This window comes from Anabaenopsis sp. FSS-46, assembly GCF_029891665.1.
GTDB lineage: Bacteria > Cyanobacteriota > Cyanobacteriia > Cyanobacteriales > Nostocaceae > Anabaenopsis > Anabaenopsis arnoldii.
Genome location: NZ_JANQDG010000114.1, coordinates 54,431 through 78,320, shown reverse-complemented (window position 1 = coordinate 78,320; position 23,890 = coordinate 54,431). Strand labels below are relative to the sequence as shown.

Below are 23,890 nucleotides of genomic sequence, written 5' to 3'. Positions count from 1 at the left end.
TGATCTAAACCATTGACTAGTATCCGACTGAAAAATCGATATCAGTTAAGCACTAGTGATAATAGGAGGTCGTCTTTGAAACGAGCATTGAAAAAAAGAGAAGAGGCTGTGCTGAAAAATACCCCCAGCAGTGATGATACCCCAGTGGAAAACATAGAAAACCTAAATACTACTTTAGTTCATCCCAAGGTTAACCGCCGGGTAGGTAAACAAGCGGCCATGATTGGTTTGGCCATCTCAATGGGAGCAACCAGCCTTTTGGTGACTCGACAAAGCGATGAAGCCCACGCAGCAGCTTCTGTGGGTGGACAAAAAGTAACTTCAATAATTCCTGCTGCGTCTGACACCACAGTCAAATTTGCTTCCATAAAGCCGGAGATCCAAACAGTCTTCTCAGCAAGGATCCCCAAAAATTCTATCATCCTCGAACCAACAGCGATTTCACAGTTACCTGGACTGGAAGCTAGATTGCAAGTTACCGAGAGCGAAATGTCTGATCTGGTTCCTGTTTCTACATCCTGGAAGTCACAATCCCCAGCAGCACAGGAATTATCAACGGAGACAGCGAACCTCACAGGGGAACCACAACTACAAGTACTGGAAAACACAGATACCAGTGATGAAAATAATGCTCAACTCAAGGCGCAGCAAGAATTTGCCCTAAATCGCTTACAAGAAAAATCGAACCGTTTAAGAAAGAGTCTGGCGGAGTTGCGGTCTGAGGAGACAAAAAATTTATCAAAAACTGACAGAGGTTCCACACAGCCGAAAGGGATAGCAAACGTAGAAGAGTTATCCACTGTCAATAATGACAATAACAAAGATTTATTATCCGAGTTTACACAAAGACCAGAAACAAATAAGTCGAACTCGCAAGGGTTAACAAAACCCCGGCAAATTCCAGCCTTGTCGGGTCATAGAAATTACGAAGTTAAACCTGGAGATACATTAGCTGCGATCGCCACTAGGTACAATATTTCCATTTCAGAACTAGTCCAGGCAAATAATCTGATCAATCCAGACGATCTCAAAATTAGCCAAAGGCTGACTATTCCCGCCTCTGAGATTAAGAGCTTTAGAGCCATTCAGGTACCAACTGTACTTAACTCCAATAGTATCTATTCTAGTACTGCGCCCCAGCCAGCCAAATCCCCTGTCACCATCCCCAGTATCTACCCTAGTCTACCTGTTGCTTCATCACAGTTACCAGTATATACCAATAACGAGAGTGTTAGTATACCCATACCAGTAATTGCCAATCAGCAGCAAAAAGTATATACAGATACGGAATCTACTAGTATTAATGACGAGGGATTAGGTGGCGATATACCCATACCAACCATCTCCGAGCAAACGCAGCAGGCTCAAAAGTCCTCTGAGGAAGGGGCCAGCACAACAGATCATCAAGGTCTCCGTGGCTTACATGCGGACATCGAGAGATTAAGGGAAAGATACCGCAATCAAAAGACAGGGAATGCCGATACCCTAGTGGCTACAGAACCGGAAAAAGCTCCCATACCTGTTTCTCAGGGTCAAACCAATAGCCTAGAAGCCGAGATCGAGAGATTAAGGGAAAAATACCGCAATCAAAGGTCTGGGAACGCCAATACCCTAGTGGCTACAGAACCGGAAAAAGCTCCCACAACCATTCCTCAGGCTCAAACCAATAGCCTAGAAGCTGACATCGAGAGATTACGCCAGCAATACCGCAATCAAAAGTCTGGGAACGCCAATACCCTAGTGGCTACAGAACCAGAAAAAGCAGCCATACCTATTCCTGTTGTTACACGCGGTCATACCGCCCCTTCTAGCCCCACTACAGGAGGACAGAATAGTTCAATTCCCATTTCTGTTCCATCCTATGGTATTCAATCTGCTAATTCCCAAAACCGTACTCGTGGTAACCAGGCAATTAATCCCGAGTTTTCTGGTACGTTCACTTCATCTGACCAAAAATCAACAACATTTCCCACTGGTACTGATATCTCTGACAGTTTAGGAAACCGCAGGGGAACCATAGTGACTCCACAATTACAGCCACAGTTACCACCTTTGGCCGCAGTGGACCAATACCTACCCCAACCTATTGACGCCACTACCCCTCCCCTTTCGACAACTTCAACAACCTACATGTGGCCGGCACGAGGTGTGCTTACCTCCGGGTATGGTAGACGCTGGGGAAGAATGCACAGGGGTATTGATATTGCTAACGCCACTGGTACCCCAATTTACGCGGCTGCTGATGGTGTGGTGGAAACATCTGGCTGGAACCGAGGTGGTTTCGGCATCCTTGTCGATATTCGCCACTCCGATGGTAGCTTGACTCGCTATGCTCACAATAACCGGACTTTGGTACGCGTCGGTCAACAAGTGACTAAAGGACAACAAATTGCTGAAATGGGTAGCACTGGTTTCAGCACCGGTCCACACACTCATTTTGAAATCCACCCTTCCGGTAAGGGAGCAATCGATCCTATTGCCTTCTTACCAAAGGAACGTTTATAATTCCTGACCCCGGTTGAAATATAGCATTTACCATGCTCGTGAGGTACAATTTTTTTTAGTTTGAGGGAACAGGGAACAGGGAATGGGGAATAGGGAATTGGTGTGTACTTCATGAGCCTGAAAAAGGCTATAAATAATTATCTGATTTCTTGAGGGAGCTAAACTCCCTCTTTTGCTTTCTATCCTCGTAAATTAGTATATAAGGGATTTTATAGTGCTTTATAATACTGTTTTTTCATTGTATACACTGTCATTTTCCTAGTATTCAACGACAGATTAATACTCCCTGTGAAACTATACAAAATAATACAGCTTATTCACAATATTTAACATTACCTTAATCATCCAAATCAGTAGATTTGATGGCTAAGTAATCGCCCAAAAACCTAGTTAACACTAGGTCTCACATCACCAAACCATTTATATAAGCTCACTATCAACTTGTGTATGAAAATCAAAATTTTCGACAATTTAGTGAGATAATAAGAACGTGAGGAAAAGAACGGATTTAGTGGAAGGATGAGGGGGAAAACATATGAAAACCCAGCTATTCGCGGTTCTGGCCTTAGCAACTCCCCTAATTATAATTAGCAGAGTTAACGCTGGTAATTACCAGGATTTACAAAGGCTAAATTTAACAAGAGAATGTGTTGAGTGCGATTTATCGGGAGTTAACCTCAGAGGTGCTCATTTAATTGGTGCTGATTTACGAGGTGCAAATCTCTCCGGCGCTAACCTCGAAGGAGTCAATCTTGAAGGCGCAGATTTAACTAATGCTAATTTGAAGGGTGCAAATTTAACTTCCGCTTTGCTAACCAACGTTAATTTCAAGAAAGCTAATCTCAACGGAGCAAACCTGACTCGCGCTCAGATTTATGACTCTAATGTCTATGGTGCATCCATGGATGACATGGTAATCACTGGTGCAGAAATTTATCATACTGGCATCGGTATTGGTGGAGATGCGGCAGATATTTTCCCCGACTGGGATTAGCACCTCTTTAAGCTTCTCCTGTCTAAAGATAGGAGGCCTTCTCAAGAGTCCATAAAAGAACTTTCTTAGGCGCACTGAAAGCGCCTTTACTAATTGCGCTTAATTGGTACTCCGCAGTATCAACAGTATTCAGTTTGAATAACAAAAATATAGTCAGATATTAATATCTGTGGTATTATTTAGCATTTACTATGCTCGTGAGGTACAATTTTTTTTAGTTTGAGGGACCAGGGAATAGGGAATAGGGAATAGGGAATAGGGAATAGGGAATTGGTGTGTACTTCATGAGCCTGAAAAAGGCTATATATTCTTTGGTATGATTCTGACTAGTAATAACCGCAATATAACTACCATAAAATATATTTTGTGTCAAGTGTATTTAAAGACATAAAAATTTTTATTACATATTAAGATGAATTTTCAATGAGTTAATTCACGAAGGCGGCTTAAGATAGCTTGAATATCAGTTGAAATCAGCCTTTAAACTTGTATAAATGTGAGGTAGTCTGATTTTGGCATGATTTGATTGTCAGAACCCGGCTCTCAAGATAGGCATCTTCGTGCCTTAACGTTGAAATAGCTCACCTGCTATGGTATGGGATAATCACAACCTGACGATTCCAACTGATTTACAAAATCTAGAACCCAGAAAGCCGATTTTAAGAGCTATTGCCGCTTTCTGACTTCTATCTCCATGCTGACTGTCTACCTTGTAGTTGATGCAGTAGAGCTGATGAGGCAATTATGGTTATAGGACACTCAAAGCTTTTGTGGATCCAAACCAATTGTACTGATGCCCTCGTGCATTGCCTAATCAACAGCCTTTTGGTTGTCATTGTCCGGATTAGATAAACTCAACTGTTCAATCTATAGGAGTGAAAATGCAAGAACCGGAATACCCAGAAACCAAATCTCAAGAGGCAGCAGTGCCAGATATTAATAACCAAACAGGAAGCATTACTAAACTCCAGCCTCCTATGCAATCTCAAGAGCAATGGCAAAAATACGGTGAACAAATCTCTGGTTTTTTAGCAACACTGCCCGAGTACTTGGGAAGCTTCTTTAATCAATATAAGCAGCCCTTGGTTAGTGTTGGTTTAATTGTCGCAGCAATTGTTTCGGTTAAGGTACTTTTGGCAATATTAGACTCTTTGAATGATATTCCTTTAGTAGCACCGACTTTTGAATTGATTGGTATTGGCTACTCGGCTTGGTTCGTTTATCGCTATTTGCTCAAAGCCTCGACCCGGAAAGAGCTAACTAGTGAAATCACCACTCTAAAATCGCAAGTTGTCGGCAAAAATAGCCCGGAAGGTTAATTAATCCTGGTGGCAATTCCCCCAGTCCGTTGTCAAGGATCTGGGGGATGGTAACTAGTTGGCAAGATATCGGCTCGACATTACTACTCGGGTTTGCTTAGGGTCTAATCTTGCTTAATATTATCTAGTTATCTAGGTGTTCCTAGTGATATTGGCAATATCTCGATTAAATGTCCACTTGTCTCCTGTTACAGCACTCGCAGTAAGCTGGGAATACTATCAATGGCCTCTAAATTCTCAATTTCTGCCAAGGCTTGCCGAAAATCTCCTTCTCGGACATCGTGGGTGACAACAACAATTTCTGCGAGTCCTCCCTGAAAGCCCGTTTGCACTACTGACTCTAAGCTAACGCTATAATTGCCAAAGCAAGTACCCAATTTTCCAATCACTCCAGGTTGGTCTTTGGTCAGGAAACGCGCATAAAATCGCGTCACTAGTTCTGTTATGGGGGCAATTTGACAATAATCTTGGTGTCCACAGCTTAATAGTGGATTTGGCTTGGTTGTACTGGTTTTGAGGACAGCAACTAAATTCAAGATATCTGAGGTCACAGCACTAGCCGTGGCACCCGCACCAGCACCAGGACCAAAAAACATTACCTGCCCAATTGGTTCTCCTTCTACAAGAATCGCATTATAAACACCGTTAATACTGGCTAATGGATGTGTTTTGGGTACTAAGGTGGGATGAACTCTGACAGACAGAGGAGATGAGTCTGTGTATTGTTTAGCGATCGCTAATAATTTAATCACAAATCCCAATTTTTCGGCGTAGGTAATATCTGTCTTGGTGACTTGCCTAATGCCTTCACAATAGACATCTTCGAGGTTGATGCGTCCACCAAAGCCTAATGATGCGAGAATGGCAATTTTATCTGCTGCGTCTAAACCGTCCACATCAGCGGTGGGGTCAGCTTCTGCGTAACCTAATCTTTGGGCATCGGCTAAGACATCGCTGAAGTTGCTACCTTCCGTTTGCATCCGGGTAAGGATGTAGTTAGTTGTACCATTAATAATACCAGTGACAGTATTAATACGGTTAACACTTAAGGACTGCTTTAGAGGTTGAATCACTGGGATGCCGCCCCCCACAGCAGCTTCTAACATCACATATACCCCCGATTGGTTGGCAGTTGTAAAAATTTCTGACCCAAAACGCGCAATGGCGGCTTTATTCGCAGTGACAACCTGTTTACCATTCTTTAAAGCTGTGAGCATCAGCGATCGCGCTGGTTCTAGTCCACCGATTAACTCAACCACTATATCCACAGCCGGATCGTTAACAATGGCTTCTAAATCTGTAGTTAACACATGGGATGGTAATTCTACCTCCCGAATTTTGTCGAGCGATCGCACTCCCACGCGATATATTTCTATTTCCTGCAATAACGGGTTACGTCCCACCACATCTTGCAGTAATTGCACTGTACCTGTGGCGACAGTGCCCAATCCTAATATTCCTAGTTTCACGGCCACAAATTTTGCACCCTATTTTCTGCTTCGTGTGAATCCAGCACCGAGAAATCTGTTCTCAGCTATCCAATAAAACAATTTTAGGGTGGGTTATTCACCCACCCTACTGACTGTCCTTTTATCCTTTGTTAGTCGCCTCAGTCTAATGAGTCATGACTATGGACTTAACTTAGTAAGTTTCCACGTGCCAACGATGAGCCTTTTTGAGTTCCTTTTGGTAATCCTTCCAAACTACTCCTTCCTTAGCCGCCGCAGCTGTCAGGGCTTCATCAATACCACCTTCCATACCACGTAAACCGCAGATGTAAGTGTGAGTTTTTTCTTCTTTAATCAATTGCCACAGTTCATCTGCGTGTTCTGCCACACGGTCTTGGATATACATCCTACCGCCTTGGGCATTTTTCTGTTCCCGGCTAATGGCATAGGTCAGGCGGAAGTTATCAGGATATTTCTCCTGCATTTCCTCGAGTTCTTCTTTATATAAGATGTTCGCACTGGTGGGCACACCAAATATCAGCCAAGAGAATCCTTGGAACTGGTATTCTGGGTTAGCAGCTTTTTCTGCATCCTTAAACATCCGCCATAGGTAAGCCCGCATAGGAGCAATACCTGTTCCCGTTGCCATCATAATGACTTTAGCGTCAGGATCATCAGGTAACAACATTTCCTTACCCACCGGTCCAGTGATTTTCACTTCTGCGCCGGGTTCCAAGAAACACAGATGAGTAGAGCAAACACCATAGACTGTTTCCCCGGTTTCCGGGTGCTTGTACTCTAACTGACGGACACATAGCGACACTGTTTGATCATCCACATCATCACCATGACGGGTGGAAGCAATGGAATACAATCTGAGTTTTTCAGGCTTGCCGTTCTTATCTACACCCGGGGGAATAATGCCAATGCTTTGCCCTTCTACGTATTTTAAATCACTGCCAGTCAGGTCAAACTTCAGGTGCTGAACAATACCAATACCGCCCTCTTTAACCAGCGGCTCATTAGATATACACTTACCAACAAATGGGGCATTAGGACGATAAGTGTTCACAGGAACGTCAGCACCTTTTTTGGCTTTTGCTTGAGTCATGGTGTTACCTTTCTTGTCCTTCTTCTTATGCTGTTCTTCAGCTGGTGGTTTAGCAAAGCCCTTGACTTCACTATTTGCATTCACAGGTGTGGCTTTACCATTTCCCTCACTGTTAGCAGATGTTTCAGACGTAACTACAGACTCTTGGTTGTTTTCAGCACTTTTATGAGAGCCTTTACCATTCAGTTGTTCTAGAGCACTTACACATTGGATACTAACAATTTTGCCGCCTAGGCGAGTGATCCGTCGCATTTCTTGATTCATGCGGTTGTAAGGTACTCTGATGAACACACTGCCACTTTTGCGAATTGGGTAGTTTGTTTGATCACTTTCTTCGTTTTGGCGCAGACCCACCACTTCGTAAACGAAGACGCGGCTACCTAATTCTCTATTGGCAGCACCCTCAACAGCACCTTGATTGTACATTCTTTCTCACACTCCGATTTTTACTTAACCGTTTCTCAAAAATTCTTTCCTTTTGCCAGTTTTAGTTTATCGGATTTTCGGTTACTAAAACTGACGCCTTGGGAAAGCGGCATCATCAGCTAATGCCTTACTAGGATCACTCACCAAAGACATACAGGGATAGCAAAAAACACACCTGTTCACCTTCTAAGGTATAGGAGAAATTTTGGGCATAATGTTAATATTGAGTCAATTTAATCTTTTTTTTCGTGAAATACTACCCCTGTGAGGGAGATAGCTTTTCACCGCCCAAGGGCTAAGATACAATGACTTTTGACACTCTCACCGCTATAAAGGCAATTTTAGCGGCAGATTCTTGCCACATCAGGGTTTGTCTAGTTTGCAGTTATCTCTGCCCTAAAACCCTCTCCAGATTTACCTGCACAAGCATTTGTTCAAGCCTATATCAAGGCATTAACGTTCACTGTATTTCCGTTCCCGGCATTGCTCGGTACTAGGATTTTTTAACACGTCTCTGGTGATCCTTCTTGCAAAATCCATTATATCACCGGCGGCTAATTCTAATTTTATTATTTAGAGGAAAAATTGTCACCTTAAATAAATTATACCTTAAAAGCCAAATAAATATAAGTGTAAAACTTTCACACAACGGTTTTAAGAATGATCCCTGGTCATTTAAAATGAATAACTAAATCATGAGGATGCTTGTAAAGCAGGAGATTCTTTCCCACAGCAAATATTGTGGTGGAATACCCACTTCTGTTAAGATCAAGGACACCACTAGGATTAAATACTTACCCGTCAGGTAATTAAATATTAGCCGGATGAAATACAACTATAACTTGGTTGTATGTCCGTCTCAATATTTCATATGCCTGTGGAGTAGCAAGAACACAGGATCAACTAATGGCGTCAACTCCTGGTTTCAAAATCTTCTGTGTGAAAAAATATTGATTGACACATTTAGTATTTAGAGGAAATTTATGACAACTAAACCCGAACGCGTGGTATTGATTGGAGTAGCGGGAGACTCAGGATGCGGTAAATCTACCTTTTTGCGTCGTTTAATAGATTTATTTGGTGAAGAGTTCATGACAGTTATCTGTCTAGATGACTATCATTCCCTAGATCGCAAACAGCGTAAAGAAACTGGGATAACTGCACTTGACCCCAGAGCCAACAATTTTGACCTGATGTATGAGCAAATCAAAGCGCTCAAAGAAGGTCAAGTGATTAATAAGCCGATTTATAACCACGAAACCGGTATGATCGATCCACCCGAGCGCGTCGAGCCCAATCACATCATAGTTGTGGAAGGACTACATCCTTTATATGACGAGCGCGTGCGATCGCTACTTGATTTCAGCGTCTATTTCGATATTAGTGATGAAGTCAAAATTGCCTGGAAAATCCAGCGGGATATGGCAGAAAGGGGACATCGCTACGAAGACGTTTTAGCTCAAATCAATTCTCGTAAACCCGATTTTGAAAAATTCATCGAGCCACAAAGAGAATTCGCTGATGTGGTGCTGCAAGTACTCCCCACGAACCTGATTAAAAATGATACTGAGCGCAAAGTCCTACGGGTACGTATGCTCCAACGTGAAGACAAGGAAGGATTTGAACCAACCTACTTGTTTGATGAAGGTTCAACCATTAACTGGACACCTTGCGGACGGAAACTCACTTGCTCGTATCCTGGTATGCAAGTATACTATGGATCCGATGTTTACTACGGACGTTACGTTTCTGTATTAGAAATAGACGGTCAATTTGACAACCTTGATGAAGTTATTTATATCGAAACCCATCTGAGTAAAACATCCACCAAATATCAAGGTGAGATGACTCACTTGCTACTCCAACACCGTGAGTATCCAGGTTCCAACAATGGAACTGGGCTGTTCCAAGTGCTGGCAGGTTTGAAAATGCGTAGCGTCTACGAGCGGTTAACAGCAAAAGAAGCTAAACTGGCAGTTCAAGTTTAAGTCGTCTTTAGCTGTGTCGGAGGTTTCGGGGGTACTTCTGGGTTTCCCCCTTTCTTGTATCAGCAAAATATTTCAGTTCACCAGCTATGTGGTAGCAGTGATTATTCCTTAACGACACCTAAGATAGCTTGGCTAGGGTAGCCATGGGGTGGGGGGTATGTACCCTCAATAACTAATCACTACTGACTACCCAAGCAAATCTTATCGTACTCATAGAGTACTTAACGTCAATGTGTAATTTGAAAAAAATAAATCAAATACTAACTGCTGAGTGCATAAATATTGTTATGATTTCATACATTAGTTGCTGAACTAAATAAATAACCAAAATTTAGCCAGTAACAACTATTGGAACAGGAGGAATGCTCTTTGTCTAGACGTTATTTATTTACCTCCGAATCAGTTACCGAAGGTCATCCAGATAAGATATGCGATCAGATTTCTGATACTATCCTAGATACCTTACTGACAGAAGACCCCAGCAGTCGTGTCGCGGCTGAGGTAGTAGTTAATACTGGTTTGGTGCTAATCACTGGTGAAATTACTAGTAAAGCCCATGTGAATTACGTTAACATTGCCCGTAAGAAAATAGCCGAAATTGGCTACATAGATGCTGTTAATGGCTTTTCTGCGAGCAGCGCCAGTGTTCTCATAGCTTTAGATGAACAATCACCCGACATCGCCCAAGGTGTTAATACTGCCCAAGAAACACGCCAGCAGGCTAGTGATCAACTATTCGATCAAATTGGCGCGGGTGACCAAGGTATAATGTTCGGTTTTGCCTGCAACGAAACACCAGAACTGATGCCCTTACCCATAAGTCTTGCTCACCGGATTGCCCGCAGACTGGCAGTAGTTCGCAAAACAGGTGAATTGCCATACCTCCGCCCCGACGGCAAAACACAAGTGACTGTGGCCTACGAAGACGGATATCCGGTAGGTATTGACACTATTCTGATTTCGACTCAGCACACAGAAGCTATCAATGAAATTACCGAGGAAGTGGCAATACAAGCCAAAATTAAACAGGACCTCTGGTCAGCAGTAGTAAAACCTGTTTTTGGTGACATTGACATTAAGCCAGATCACAAAACACGTTTCTTAGTCAACCCCACTGGCAAATTTGTCATTGGTGGACCCCAAGGAGACTCTGGTCTGACAGGACGGAAAATTATTGTTGATACCTACGGTGGCTATTCCCGTCATGGCGGCGGCGCTTTTTCCGGTAAAGACCCCACAAAGGTAGACCGTTCTGCTGCTTATGCTGCTCGCTATATGGCCAAGAATATTGTCGCGGCTGGTTTGGCTCAAAAGTGTGAAGTTCAGCTAAGTTATGCCATTGGTGTAGCGCGACCAGTGAGCATTTTTCTGGAAACCTTCGGTACTGGGAAAGTGGATGATCAAACTTTACTGGAATTAGTCAAAGACCAATTTGAACTACGTCCAGCAGGGATTATCGATACTTTCAATCTACGTAACTTACCAAGTGAACGAGGCGGACGTTTTTATCAGGACATCGCAGCTTACGGTCACTTTGGGCGGAATGATTTAGATTTGCCTTGGGAGCGCACCGATAAAGCTGAATTGTTGAAGCAGCTAGTAACGCAGTCGCTTTCCGCTGCTGTCCACTAAAGACTGTAGCAACAGTGTCAAGATAGCCATATAACCCTAGTAATGGGACTGGGTTTTCTAGGTTCCCCATCAAAAAACCTAGATTAACTCTGTGCATTTCTAAGAGTTAGAGCTAATATAGGAGGCATAGAGCCAATAGTCCTAATATTGCCACAAATAACGTAATTATCTGTGTACCCAGCGGTCATTAGGGACGGGTTAACAGATATGATCAACCATTAAGCATGACATCCACAAACCCCCCTACTTTGTGTATATATCTGTTCTATGGTTACACCAGGCAATCTATAGGTATACCTGATTCAGGTGAGAACTGGTATAGTGGTCAGGAAGCTGGACTAATCAGGGATTTTTGTATCTTCGTAAAATAATTTATCCTTGATAATTATCTAGTCATTAATTCCTTATTCTATGACAAAAGATCATGTCAAATGCTAATCATGAATAAATGTGATCTTAAAAGCAAGGCTGATGGGGTTATATTGGCGGGAGGTTCAGGAGATTTGATCAATGCAAACTCAAAAACCAATTCCTCTTAATAGCAGTTCCAAAAGCAAAAAAGTGCCAGCAGAAGAGCCTTTGACTGAACTCCCAACTATAGAATTTCCCTCACCGGGGAAACTCAAAGCCAGTTCCTGGCGCATACATCAAAAGATTGGTTATGGTTATTTTGTAGCCATCGGAATTGGCTTTTTTGGCGCACTTACTGGATTAGTAATTGCCAATTACTACAGAGGAAGAGAAATCAGACAATTCAATCAAGCCCAAGAACAAAGACAACTACTTACAAATTATAAGGATGCGGTATTAGATGCACAATTCTATAGCTCCAATTTAGTGGCGGTCTTGGAAAATTCACAACGATTACTCAATAAAAAAACCAAATTTTTGCAAAGTGTTAAGACAGCTAAGAGTTTAGAGCAGGATATTGCCCAATATATAGACAGAAAGCCCGATAGATTAGCGGCAAACAGTTATAACTTACAAGTTTTATTACATGACTATGGTCTTAGCTTAACATCATACCTAAATGAAATAGAGACTGTCTTACAGGACATTGACCCTGAACCACAAAAGATTGCAGTTACACGAGAACAATTATTAAAAATCATGGCTGGTGAAACAGCCATGCAGCTCGACCAACTCTCACAAAGATTAACTAATATCCTGAAAATTGCCGAAAACCAAGAACAAGCAAGGCAACAAGACGTAGAGCAGGCTAAAAAAGTTGAGAGGTTTATTGTGATTATGAGTATGCTGGTATCAGTGGTCACTGCGGCCATTATTGCTTGGCGTACTAGTCGCGCGATCGCTGAACCGGTAATTACTGTAACTCAAGTAGCTGAACAAGTGGCAAGAAAATCTAATTTTGATTTACGCGCTCCCGTCACCACTGAAGATGAAATTGGCTTATTAGCCAAGTCCCTAAATCGATTAATTGAACGTGTATCTGAACGCACAAAGGAACTGGAACAAGCTAAAGAATTAGCCGAAGCTGCAAGTAGAGCCAAAAGCATATTTTTAGCCAACGTCAGCCACGAATTACGCACCCCATTAAATGCCGTGATTGGCTTGAGTCAACTGCTAGAAGATGACGCCACAGATTTAAATTTATCTCCAGATTTTATCACTGACTTAGAAACCATTAATTTGGCTGGTAGACATCTCCTAGAACTGATTAATGACATCCTGGACTTGTCAAAAATTGAAGCAGGGAAAATGACTCTCTACCCAGAGACATTCGACATTGCGGCGCTGATCAATAATGTGGTTCTGACAGTTAAATCCGCTATGGACAAAAATCAGAATATCCTAGAAGTGCATTGTGATCAGGAACTGGGTACAATGTACGCAGATCGCACGAGGATGAAGCAAGTATTATTAAACTTACTCAGTAATGCTGCTAAGTTTACCACCAATGGTAAGGTAACCTTAAACGTCAAACGGGAAAAGACAGACGTACTCCCAGATAGTCCTTTTAGTATAATTACTTTCAGCGTCACTGATACAGGAATTGGGATGTCTGAGACTCAACAGCAACAATTATTTAAACCTTTTACACAGGGGGACACATCAACCACAAAAAGGTATGGTGGTACGGGATTGGGTTTAGCAATTACCCACCACTTTTGCCAGATGATGGGTGGTGAGGTTTTTGTTAAAAGCCAGTCCGGAGTGGGATCTACTTTCACTGTTCACTTACCACTGACTATGCAAGATTAAGGCAGGTAGGTAAAATCTTATGGCTCACATACTCTGCTAATATGCAAGTAGTCAATGATTTACCTACACGGCTATGACAACAACTACTGATTTTCTTAGCCATCTTAACTCCAGTCAGCGTCAAGCCGTCGAACACTATTGTGGTCCGCTATTAGTTGTTGCTGGTGCAGGTTCGGGTAAAACACGAGCGCTGACATATCGCATTGCTAACCTGATTCTCAAACACCGTGTTCATCCAGAGAATATCCTGGCGGTTACTTTTACTAATAAAGCTGCGCGGGAGATGAAGGAACGCATTCAAACGCTATTTGCTCAAGACTTGGCGATGAAACAACATGGCCAAAAATTTGAGGTGTTGACAGAATACCAGCAAATGCAGTTGCGATCGCAAGTCTATAAAAATACCATTAAAGACTTGTGGTGTGGGACTTTTCATAGTTTATTTTCTCGGATTCTCCGGTTTGATATTGAGAAATACCAAGATGAAAAAGGACGGATTTGGACTCGTAATTTTTCGATTTTTGATGAATCCGATGTCCAAAGTCTAGTTAAGGAGATTGTCAGCAAACAGCTAAATTTAGACGATAGGAAATTTGACCCGCGCTCTGTGCGCTATGCCATCAGTAACGCTAAAAATCAAGGCTTTTCACCCCGGGAGTTTGAGCAGCAACAACCCAATTATCGCGGGCGGGTGATCGCCGAGGTTTATAATTGTTATCAAGATAAGTTAGCAGAAAATAACGCTCTCGACTTTGATGATTTAATTCTCGTCCCTACAAGGTTGTTTCAGCAAAACGAGCAGGTTTTAGGTTACTGGCATGGTAAGTTTGGCCATATCCTGGTAGATGAATATCAAGATACTAACCGCACTCAGTATGATTTGATTCGCTTGTTAGTGACTAATGGTGAAGAGAACAAAAGTGCATGGGAATGGCAAAACCGCTCAGTGTTTGTGGTGGGTGATGCAGACCAGTCTATTTACAGCTTCAGAATGGCTGACTTCACTATTTTATTAGAATTTCAGCAAGACTTCGGTGATGGTTTAGCTGATGATGATACCCGTTCCATGGTGAAGCTGGAAGAAAATTACCGCTCTTGTGAGAATATTCTGCAAGCAGCTAATGAATTAATCGAGAATAACACTCAACGTATTGATAAAGTCCTCAAACCCACCCGAGGAAGGGGTGAGGAAATTTATTGTCATAAAGCAGATAATGAAATTGAGGAAGCCCAGTTTGTCATTGAGCAAATTCTTGGTTTAGAACAGCAAAATCCTGAGTTAGACTGGGGTAGTTTTGCGATTCTTTATCGGACTAATGCCCAATCACGACCTTTTGAAGAGTTTTTAGTCAGGAATCAAATTCCTTATACTGTTGTGGGAGGAATGAAGTTTTATGATCGCAAAGAAATTAAAGATATTTTAGCTTATCTCAGAGCGATCGCCAATCCTGCTGATACAGTTAGTTTACTGCGAATCATCAATACTCCCCGCCGCGGTATTGGTAAAACCACCATTGAAAGCTTAGTTAACGCCTCTCAAGAACTGGGGATAACACTGTGGGAAATACTCAGTGATGAAACATCAGTTAATACATTGGCGGGAAGGTCTGCCAAAGCTGTGAATAACTTTGCTCAAATGATTAACAACTGTAAGGAAAAAGCCGCAACAGTTTCAGTTTCCCAACTTTTACAAGAACTGCTAGAGCAGTCTGGTTATACTCAAGACCTGAAAAACCAAGCCACAGATGAGGCCGAAGATAGAATTCAAAACGTTCAGGAACTTTATAACGCCGTACTCCAATTTCAAGAAGAAAGTGAGGACGTTTCCCTCACAGCCTTTTTGCAAAGTAGCGCCCTCAGTTCTGATTTGGATAATTTAAAAGCAGGGCAAAAGGCGGTATCTTTAATGACCTTGCACTCTTCTAAGGGGTTAGAATTTCCCGTGGTGTTTTTAGTGGGCTTGGAACAGGGATTATTTCCTAATTACCGTTCTATTAACGACCCAGCAGCTTTAGAAGAAGAACGCCGCCTATGTTATGTTGGCATTACTCGCGCCCAAGAAAGGTTATATATATCATACGCCCGCGAACGTCGTTTATATGGTTCTCGTGAGCCGGCGATGCGATCGCAATTTCTCAATGAATTACCAGAAGAATTATTAACTACTCACCATCAAAGCCGTCATACCCAGAGCAAAACTGCTGCTAAAGCCGGCGGTAAGCCTTATACACCCCAAACTTGGCAAGTAGGCGATAAGGTATTACATAAAGCATTTGGTATAGGTAAAATTACGCATATTTTCGGACAAGGGAATAAGGTATCCGTAGCGATTAAATTCGCCAGTTTGGGGCAGAAAATTGTTGACCCCCACCTAGCCCAGTTACAAAGAGTAGACTGACTGATTTAGCCAAGTCAATCCTCCTAGGAGCTATAAGAACGTTGGTCTTGAAGCAAGAAAGGCGTTTTCAGTTTGATAGTGCTAATTTATTTGGTGGGTATTAGCCACCAGATACTCAGAGATTAAACAGACTTAAACTGAATCACACCTTGATCAAAAATTCGTTTATCAGCACCCATCGCCCTCACCTCAATTCTATCTCGATACACCTCATAAGCAGCAAAAGCCAATCTTTCGGCAGAATGTTCTGTCCACTGAGAACGCCCCACAGGACGAACACCAGCACCACTACCAGTAGTTAAATAGGTGGTACCATCAATATTACCAGTGCGCTCATAATGGTGGTCGTGACCATTGATATTATACTAAGCCGGTTAGTCACCCAACCGACTCGTCTTCAAAACCGTACGTGAAACTTTCGCTTCATACGGCTCCTCAATGATATGGTTCTTGTCATGAATACCTACAAGACTTCCATCACTGGCTGTCTTCTTGTCATGGCAATGTCTGTGTAATAATTGTAGGTTCTTATGTTCATCTTTTCCACCTTTGGAGATGGGTAAGATGTGGTCTACTTCCATTACATCACCGTCCCTAAAGTAATGCCCACATTCTGGACATTTACCCTTTTGCTTTTTAAGTAGAGTCGATACTCTTTTGTTAGCTTCAGGATGGTTTGTCATTCTTGAACTCCAATATACCCAATTACCATCAAATGGTGAGGCGTTGCCTTTAACCTTGATATGACGTACAATGGGAGTCTCCGGGTGTCTATACAGTTTGATGAACTTATCATCTATCTTTACTGCAAACTCCCAGTTGTTGCCTCCGATGGTATGCCAATACTTATTAGTTATCCATTTGTCGGTTTTGTTATTGTGTCGGCGCTTTGCCCATCTGAACAACCGTTGGTAGACCTGGTTAGAGATACCACTGAAGATTTCTTTACTTACTACTGATGAGTAGTAGTTACACCATCCCCTGATTATAGGATTAAGTTTACTTATCAATCCCAATTGTGGTGTTGGTAAATTTCTTTTAATGGTAGTAGAAATCTTTTCGTAATGATTCTTAACAGATTTCTTGGATGGGGTAATGATGGTTTTAAATCCTAGTATTTCCTTCTTCGTGTTTAATCCTGAGTTGTATTTGCCAACTGAGTATTGCCTCACATTGAAGCCAAGAAAATCAAATCCTGGTCTCTCTGATTGATGTTCATACTGAGTATGAGACAATCTGGTCTTACTAGGTTTTAATTCCAATCCCATTTCATTTAGCCATTTAACTAAGATTTCTCTGCATTGTTCAATTACTGCCAAATTTTCATGCAAGACGACGAAATCATCTGCATATCTAATGATTGATATTGCATTAGCCTTTCTTTCTCTGCGTCCACCTGGTATATTTGAGACATATTCTTTGAGAATTTCCTCCATACCGTGTAAGGCTACATTTGCCAGTAGAGGGGATATGACACCACCTTGTGGTGTGCCTTCTTCTGTAGGAAATAGGACTTTGCTATCAACCACACCTGCTTTTAACCATGCCCTTATTTGACGGCGTAGTTTGGAGTAGGTGTTCAGTTTCTTTAACAATGCTTGATGATTAATCTTGTCAAAACACTTGGCAATATCAGCATCTAGTACAAACTTGGGTTTGACTTTTATGGACAAGAATATTGCTTGTATGGCATCATGACATGAGCGCCCTGGTCTAAATCCGTATGAATTAGGTTCAAACTTTGCTTCCCATTCTGGCTCTAAAGCTAGTTTGACAAGCGCTTGTAATGCCCTATCATACATTGTGGGTATTCCTAGGGGTCTTTTTTCATCCTTTCCAGGTTTGTCTATCCAAACTCTTCTGGTTGGTTTGGGTTTAGACCCTAGTTTTAACTCACCAACTAATTCCAGTCTTTCGCTAGGTTTTAGAGATTTTATCCCATCAACCCCGGCGGTTTTCCTTCCTTGGTTGTCTTGAGTTACCCTACGTGTAGCCAAAGCTTTGGCTGACCAGGATTTCATCAGCACCTTTTGGAGTCCACGAACAACCTTGACATCACCACGAGCTGAGGCTTGATAAATTCGTTTTTGGATTTTGTAAACGCGACGTTCTAACTGTTTCCAGTTAATCGTGTTCCATTCTACCGTAGTCTTTACACTCGTTTTAGACATAATTCCTACTTACAACTTTATCATCCATATCACCGTGAATCTGTCAGCATATCTTAGGCATTACCCTAAGCGTTCGCTTCTGACTCAATCTTCCCCACTTGCAGCATCCGGTTAGCACCTACTTTTAGATTCGACCTTTCTAAAAGAGCCAACAAGGGGTTACTTCGTTCCATGTGTCCATTCTATGTACCTTTAGAGTGATGCTATACGCCGGGTTTATCGGAAGTGCTTAACGGTCTATATTACATTAGCCGTTTCCTTATCCTTTACCTTTTGGTTCCAGCCTGTCAGCCTGATTTGGCTGGTTTGTGCTAACGACGTTTCAAACACATCTTCAACTTTCGTTTTACTCATGGGTACTTTGCTCGACGTGTACCAGGTTAGGCTCCCAGTAAGAACGCCTTTTCCTCCTGCTTTGCGGATTGATGGCTAGTCGCTACCGTAAGGAAGATGCTGTCACCCTTGCACCTAGGGGGTAGGATTCTCACCCACATGAACACATAGTTATAAGAATCTGGTTTTCACCAGACCTTACCTCTCATCCCTGAGCATAAATGCTCATTTCGAGAGAACGAATCACACGTAAAGCTGCACATTATACTTTTTAAATAAAGGCGTAAAGCGTTTAATTAGTGATTGACTGACTCCATAGTGACCCGATGAGTAAAATGGATCATGTCCAAATACCACTTTCCAAGGTGCATCACTGCGGCTTAATTCCTGTTCTAACCAAATAACTTGATTTTCCCAGTCAGCATTACGGTTGGTATCTAAAGCAAAAAATTGCACCGCATCGCGGCGAAATGTGTAATAACGCCCCTGCATATTAAAGCCGGGATATTTGATTTGAGGGTCGCCGTTCTCAGTGCGAATATCATGATTACCTAAACAAGCATGAAATTTTACATTCTGTGTCAATAATTTTTCATAAGGACGTTCAAAAACAGCACCGATTTTTTCAATTTCGCCATCATTGTAAATATTGTCTCCAGCTAAAACCACTAAATCATAAGGATTTTCTTGGTGATAATAATTCATTGCCCCAGCCACGCTATACTGACCTCTAGCGCCAGTCCCAGTATCCGCAACGGAGGTAAAACGTAATAGTAAGTCCTTTTTGGGTGGGGTGGTGGCTAATACTCTTGAATTTGGCATATTATTATTAATTCGGCTATTGGGACGAGTGAGCGTCCAGCCTAAAAGTCCTTTCCCCATAGTGCCAAGAGTACCTAAAAATAAGAATTGACGGCGTTTCAGGTTCATAAAACTTACCAAACTCAATATCTAGTCAGTTTAGCCGAAGAACTCATGATCAACGAAGTGATACATTAAGGCACAAGCAGCAGCAGTCAAAATTCCATGTCACAAGACAATCAAAATTCACAACCTTCTCCTTCGCCCCAAGTACCCCTTTGGAAAGTTAAAATTATCCAAATTATCAGAGGGACGATTGGAATTTTAGAAAGCGCGGTAGTTAAACTTGAGACTCCAGTACTACCAGGTAGTGAAGAAACACCCCGTTTTTGGCAAGGTCTGGTAATACAATGGAATAGATTTTTAAGACAAGTCCGCTTGTTTCTACCATCAAATGTGTCTAACAACTTGTCGGATGCAGTTTTGAGCGGAATTTTAGCCATGATCACTGTGGCGGTAATGTGGTCAACTGTAAGTATCTTTATGCAAAATCAAACTGAAGTAGCTACAGTTGCGCCGGTTGCGGAAGTTCCAGCACCCATACCAGAACCAATACCCACCCCGGAAGTCATACCGGAACCAGAAGCAATACCCACCCCGGAAGTCATACCGGAACCACAACCAATACCCATCTTAAAATTGACACCAGAAGAAACCTTGATTGCAGCCATTAAAAATCAAGTAGCCGAAATTAGCGATCGCTTTGCATCTGGTTTAATACAATCAATACAAGCTAACTTCCGTACTAGTAATTTGACTGTCAAAATTAATGATGATTGGTACAATCTCCCAGAATCTGAACAAAAGCAACTAGCTGGGGAAATATTACAACGCTCTCAAGAACTTGATTTTACCCATCTAGAAATTATTGACTCCCAAGACAAGCTTATAGCCCGTAACCCAGTTGTTGGTAATGAGATAATTATTTTTCAATAGCATATAAATATACCATAGAATGATAAAACACTTAAATTATGCCTAACTTACCGGTACTTTTTGATTGGGGCTGCTATGAGGATTTTATATGTTTAGAAACTGGTTTGCCAACAACTTGGGAGTAGGTCAAGCTCGTAAAGAGCAAGTATACCTGGAAATATGTAGTTCACTCAGCCTGGACGATGTTAGTTATTGGATTCAAGTTTTGTTCTCCGCTGGTATTGCTACCCTAGGACTAGTTCTGAATAGTCCCGCTGTGATTATTGGTGCCATGCTGATTTCTCCATTAATGGGGGGTATTCTCGCCAATGGACTAGCACTAGCTGCGGGTGATGTCGTCTTAGCCATCCGCTCACTGCTGAATTTAATATTAAGTTGTCTAGTTGCCATTTCCTTTGCTGTAATACTAGTATCATTGCTGCCATTCAAAGAAATTACCAGTGAGATTTTAGCCAGGACTCAACCTAATCTTCTGGATTTAGTAGTCGCCCTGTTTTCCGGTGCAGTGGGTTCTGTGGCAATTTGTAAAGAGCCCAAAGGGGTGGCTACTTCCATTCCTGGTGTTGCGATTGCCGTGGCCTTGATGCCGCCACTATGTGTTGTCGGCTATGGTATTGGGGTGGCTATCAGCCTCAATAGCGTCCAAGGAATACAGGTAGCTAGTGGTGGCGGCTTACTTTTTTTCACTAACTTGGTAGCCATTACCTTTACTGCCATGCTGGTGTTTCTGGGACTAAATATTGACAATCATCAGGTAAGAGAAAGAGTTAGGGAATGGCGTAACACACATCCAGAGAGTCTCTGGGTGCAGAATTGGTTGGAAAAAGTACCCGCTTATAGCAAACTGGGCAAAATTGGCTCGCTTCCAGGCAGACTATTGTTAATAATTATCACCATTGGCGCGATTATTTTCCCGCTCAATCGTTCCCTGAGTCAACTCGGACGGGAAATTGCTCTCCAGCAACAGGAAAATCGTATTCGTAGTTCCGCAAAGGATGTGTGGCAGAAAAACTTTGCTACTTTTGCCGATGGTGAAGCACGTTCTTTCATTAGCAACATCTCGACTTCAGAACAAAAGGATAAGCTGACAATTCAACTTCAGGTGTTTACAAGTCAGCAATATTCAGCAGAGGAGCAGGATAGTTATATTCAAATCTTAGCTTCCCGCTTGGGAAGACCTCAAGAATTATTAGCGCTGAAGCTGGTGGAAATTCCCACCGCATCCAATGAACTCTTACGCCCAGTACCAAAGGAACAACCCCCTGAACCAGTGTTAACCATCGCCCAGTTACAATCAATTTTTGTGCAGGAAATTCAATCTGCATTGCTTGATTTGCGGCTTCCCCCACCAGCAAAAATGATTAATTACGAGTTAACTACTAGTCCAGTTGCGCCTTTAAGCATCCGGGTGGTGTATCTCAGTGAACGGGATATTGATAGAGATGCTCAAACTTTAGTCGCCGATAGCGTCAGAAGTCTCCTAGATGATCAGTCTGTTCAGGTGAGTATGCAGAGAGTAGCTACTTCTTTAGGGGCTATATCTTTTGAGAATCAGAAATCAGAAATTAGGTCAGATGACCGTCAATTATTAGACCGTGCAGGTAAAATTTTACAGCAGCAGCCCGGTTTAAACCTACAAATGATCATTAATCAGGGAGAAAATGAGTTAGCGGAACTTGTCCTAGACCGATCGCAAGCAGTGATAGAATATTTGGGGTTACAATGGCAAATTAGCAGCGATCGCATAGACTGGCAAACAGGAGCAGAATCTCAACCTAGGGCGGTAATCCAACTTACATTAAAATCATCGAGATAGCCCCCAGTAGTCATATCGACAAATAATCGCAAAATCCATACACTAGTAAAAATTTCACCTCAAATAAGCGATCGCCCCCATGCCTGATTCTTATCGACGTGTTTCTCATCTTGATTCCGACCCTCAAGCACTCACACTCAAACGGCTGCGTCAGCTAAGTCGCATCCTTGATAAAGTTGTCACCATTCCCGGAACCCCAATTCACATTGGTTTAGATCCCCTTGTGGGATTTTTACCCATTGGTGGCGACATTTTGGGAGTCATCCTGGCTAGTTACATCGTTATCGAAGCCGCCAGAATAGGTGTTCCTAAAGGTATGTTAAGCAGAATGGTCTTGAATGTGATCATCGATGGCTTAGTAGGTACTGTCCTCATCATGGGAGACTTATTTGATTTCGCCTGGACAGCTAATGAGTATAATATCAAGCTATTGGAAGAGCATTTACAGTTGACTCTACCTCGGAGCAAATAAATACCAAAATTTTTAGCATTCCTATTTGATTTGTCAGTAGGTTTATTCATTAGCCCATAGGCTGATATTTTTCCACAAATAACTCAGCACAGCTGCAAAAATTAGGAAAATCTATATTTTCATGCCATTGTCTTAATAGCATTCCCATGATAATAATGAGAATGCCTTAAACAACTTATGCATAAAGGAATGAAAGATTGGTGGCAGGCTACGTTTCCTCAAGGTAGACAAACTCTCATTATTAGTGATACACATGGACATCCCGTAGAAATTGCCTATGGTGAAGTAGGTACTGGTCAGCCATTATTTCTATTACACGGTATGGGTAGTTGGAGCTACAATTGGCGCCATAGTATTGCTCCATTATCTAAACATTTTCGAGTCATTTGCTTTGATGCCAAAGGTTATGGTTTTTCGGAAAAACCTCGGTTACGTAAAGAACAGAACGGTCATCAAGTTATTGAGTTAGAAAGAATTATTCAGGCTTTATGTGATCAACCCGCCGCCATTGTAGCAGAATCTTTAGGGGGATTAGTAGCCCTGGCCCTAGCTCAACACAATCCCCAATTAGTGGGGCGGTTAATAGTTGTCAATGTACCTATTTTCACCGAACGGTTACCCCATTGGGCAATGTGGATACTTGCTAAAACGCCAATAGAAGTATTAGATACAATAGACTCTTTGCGTTTAGCTTATCTATTTGCCCCTATATTACGAGAAATCATGGCTATAGAAAGGCGTGGAGTGCTTTTCGACCCATCACTGTTGACACAAGAAGATGTGTATTGGATAACCTATCCATTTATTGAGTTTCCTGGGACTATTGTCAAAGTCGCTGAGGAGTTACAAATAGCAGCACAGGAAATAGAGAACTGGCAACTTAATAAACCTAATATGCTCAGTCAGATTCAAAATAATTTAGGTAATATTAAATGTCCCACACTGATTATGTGGGGAGATCAAGATAGTTGGTTCCCCCTCAGTCATGGTAAAAAGTTACATCTATCTATCCCTCATTCCCAGCTAAGAATTTTAGATAACTGCTGTCATGATGCTGCGACTGGTTCCTCAGCGGTGATCAATGCAGCTATTCTTGATTTTTTGCACAAGACAAATTTTTGACCGAAAAAAAAAGAGTGAGAGAAGGCATACCAATCGCCTTGAACCTCTCACTCTGGTATTTGCTGCTGTAGTGTTCAGGAATATTTATCAGCACTGTCATTGATTTAGGGGGCTAATGTATATACAGTGACAACG

General features: G+C 42.1%; 14 protein-coding genes and 2 pseudogenes. 11 read left to right on the top strand and 5 right to left on the bottom strand.

Annotated features, from left to right (window positions below; all coding sequences use genetic code 11):
- Positions 1-87: 87 nt before the first annotated feature.
- The 3 genes from NWP21_RS14220 to NWP21_RS14210 all read left to right on the top strand — a co-directional run bounded on the left by NWP21_RS14220 (position 88) and on the right by NWP21_RS14210 (position 4,818).
- On the top strand, positions 88-2,505 hold the full coding sequence (locus NWP21_RS14220) for a peptidoglycan DD-metalloendopeptidase family protein (protein ID WP_280793177.1): 2,418 nt from the start codon (positions 88-90) through the stop codon (positions 2,503-2,505).
- 535 nt (positions 2,506-3,040) lie between these two features.
- Positions 3,041-3,499 carry a pentapeptide repeat-containing protein gene (locus NWP21_RS14215; protein ID WP_280793176.1) on the top strand — a complete coding sequence of 153 codons (459 nt, stop codon included), beginning with the start codon at positions 3,041-3,043 and terminating at the stop codon, positions 3,497-3,499.
- Positions 3,500-4,380: 881 nt separating this feature from the next.
- The gene (locus NWP21_RS14210) at positions 4,381-4,818 is read left to right on the top strand and encodes a CAAD domain-containing protein (protein ID WP_271732709.1); all 438 of its coding nucleotides are present in this window, start codon (positions 4,381-4,383) and stop codon (positions 4,816-4,818) included.
- 188 nt (positions 4,819-5,006) lie between these two features.
- Here the strand turns inward: NWP21_RS14210 and NWP21_RS14205 are convergent, their stop codons facing one another.
- Together NWP21_RS14205 and petH are read right to left on the bottom strand one after the other, a co-directional pair.
- Complete coding sequence (locus tag NWP21_RS14205; RefSeq protein WP_271732707.1) at positions 5,007-6,293, bottom strand: homoserine dehydrogenase; 1,287 nt, start codon at positions 6,291-6,293, stop codon at positions 5,007-5,009.
- A gap of 166 nt (positions 6,294-6,459) precedes the next feature.
- Positions 6,460-7,803 (bottom strand): ferredoxin--NADP reductase, encoded by a 1,344-nt coding sequence (petH, locus tag NWP21_RS14200; protein WP_280793175.1) that lies wholly within the window; start codon positions 7,801-7,803, stop codon positions 6,460-6,462.
- A gap of 983 nt (positions 7,804-8,786) precedes the next feature.
- Here petH and NWP21_RS14195 point away from each other — a divergent pair.
- The 4 genes from NWP21_RS14195 (at position 8,787) to pcrA (ending at position 16,044) form a co-directional block, all read left to right on the top strand.
- Positions 8,787-9,791 carry a phosphoribulokinase gene (locus NWP21_RS14195; RefSeq protein ID WP_271732704.1) on the top strand — a complete coding sequence of 335 codons (1,005 nt, stop codon included), beginning with the start codon at positions 8,787-8,789 and terminating at the stop codon, positions 9,789-9,791.
- Between the two features lie 369 nt (positions 9,792-10,160).
- Positions 10,161-11,423: a methionine adenosyltransferase gene (gene metK / locus NWP21_RS14190; RefSeq protein ID WP_280793174.1), complete on the top strand. Its 1,263-nt coding sequence runs from the start codon at positions 10,161-10,163 to the stop codon at positions 11,421-11,423.
- 510 nt (positions 11,424-11,933) lie between these two features.
- Positions 11,934-13,646 (top strand): ATP-binding protein, encoded by a 1,713-nt coding sequence (locus NWP21_RS14185; protein ID WP_280793173.1) that lies wholly within the window; start codon positions 11,934-11,936, stop codon positions 13,644-13,646.
- Between the two features lie 73 nt (positions 13,647-13,719).
- Entirely contained in the window at positions 13,720-16,044 is a 2,325-nt protein-coding gene (gene pcrA, locus NWP21_RS14180) for a DNA helicase PcrA (RefSeq protein WP_280793172.1), read from the top strand.
- Positions 16,045-16,166: 122 nt separating this feature from the next.
- Here the strand turns inward: pcrA and NWP21_RS14175 are convergent.
- From NWP21_RS14175 to NWP21_RS14165, 3 genes and pseudogenes are all read right to left on the bottom strand, one after another.
- Positions 16,167-16,403 (bottom strand): annotated as a pseudogene (locus tag NWP21_RS14175) (metallophosphoesterase); the annotation flags it as partial.
- Between the two features lie 15 nt (positions 16,404-16,418).
- Positions 16,419-18,215: a group II intron reverse transcriptase/maturase gene (gene ltrA / locus NWP21_RS14170; protein WP_280793171.1), complete on the bottom strand. Its 1,797-nt coding sequence runs from the start codon at positions 18,213-18,215 to the stop codon at positions 16,419-16,421.
- A 579-nt stretch (positions 18,216-18,794) separates the two neighbouring features.
- Positions 18,795-19,478, bottom strand: a pseudogene (locus tag NWP21_RS14165) (metallophosphoesterase); the annotation flags it as partial.
- 96 nt (positions 19,479-19,574) lie between these two features.
- On the opposite strand from NWP21_RS14165, the gene NWP21_RS14160 reads away from it, so the two are divergent.
- From NWP21_RS14160 to NWP21_RS14145, 4 genes are all read left to right on the top strand, one after another.
- Positions 19,575-20,345, top strand: coding sequence for a hypothetical protein (locus NWP21_RS14160; RefSeq protein ID WP_280793170.1), 771 nt, complete (start codon positions 19,575-19,577; stop codon positions 20,343-20,345).
- An 88-nt stretch (positions 20,346-20,433) separates the two neighbouring features.
- The gene (locus NWP21_RS14155) at positions 20,434-22,161 is read left to right on the top strand and encodes a DUF389 domain-containing protein (RefSeq protein ID WP_280793169.1); all 1,728 of its coding nucleotides are present in this window, start codon (positions 20,434-20,436) and stop codon (positions 22,159-22,161) included.
- A gap of 79 nt (positions 22,162-22,240) precedes the next feature.
- Positions 22,241-22,633: a DUF4112 domain-containing protein gene (locus NWP21_RS14150; protein WP_280793168.1), complete on the top strand. Its 393-nt coding sequence runs from the start codon at positions 22,241-22,243 to the stop codon at positions 22,631-22,633.
- A 189-nt stretch (positions 22,634-22,822) separates the two neighbouring features.
- A complete protein-coding gene (locus NWP21_RS14145; RefSeq protein ID WP_271732693.1) occupies positions 22,823-23,755 on the top strand; it encodes an alpha/beta hydrolase in 933 nt (310 codons plus the stop codon).
- Positions 23,756-23,890: the final 135 nt, after the last annotated feature.

Coding starts and splice junctions, on each gene's coding strand:
- NWP21_RS14215 (WP_280793176.1), top strand. CDS start 3,041: ATGAAAACCCAGCTATTCGCGGTTCTGGCCTTAGCAACTCCCCTAATT.
- pcrA (WP_280793172.1), top strand. CDS start 13,720: ATGACAACAACTACTGATTTTCTTAGCCATCTTAACTCCAGTCAGCGT.
- NWP21_RS14150 (WP_280793168.1), top strand. CDS start 22,241: ATGCCTGATTCTTATCGACGTGTTTCTCATCTTGATTCCGACCCTCAA.
- NWP21_RS14155 (WP_280793169.1), top strand. CDS start 20,434: ATGTTTAGAAACTGGTTTGCCAACAACTTGGGAGTAGGTCAAGCTCGT.
- NWP21_RS14195 (WP_271732704.1), top strand. CDS start 8,787: ATGACAACTAAACCCGAACGCGTGGTATTGATTGGAGTAGCGGGAGAC.
- NWP21_RS14160 (WP_280793170.1), top strand. CDS start 19,575: ATGTCACAAGACAATCAAAATTCACAACCTTCTCCTTCGCCCCAAGTA.
- NWP21_RS14145 (WP_271732693.1), top strand. CDS start 22,823: ATGAAAGATTGGTGGCAGGCTACGTTTCCTCAAGGTAGACAAACTCTC.
- ltrA (WP_280793171.1), bottom strand. CDS start 18,215: ATGTCTAAAACGAGTGTAAAGACTACGGTAGAATGGAACACGATTAAC.
- NWP21_RS14185 (WP_280793173.1), top strand. CDS start 11,934: ATGCAAACTCAAAAACCAATTCCTCTTAATAGCAGTTCCAAAAGCAAA.
- petH (WP_280793175.1), bottom strand. CDS start 7,803: ATGTACAATCAAGGTGCTGTTGAGGGTGCTGCCAATAGAGAATTAGGT.
- NWP21_RS14210 (WP_271732709.1), top strand. CDS start 4,381: ATGCAAGAACCGGAATACCCAGAAACCAAATCTCAAGAGGCAGCAGTG.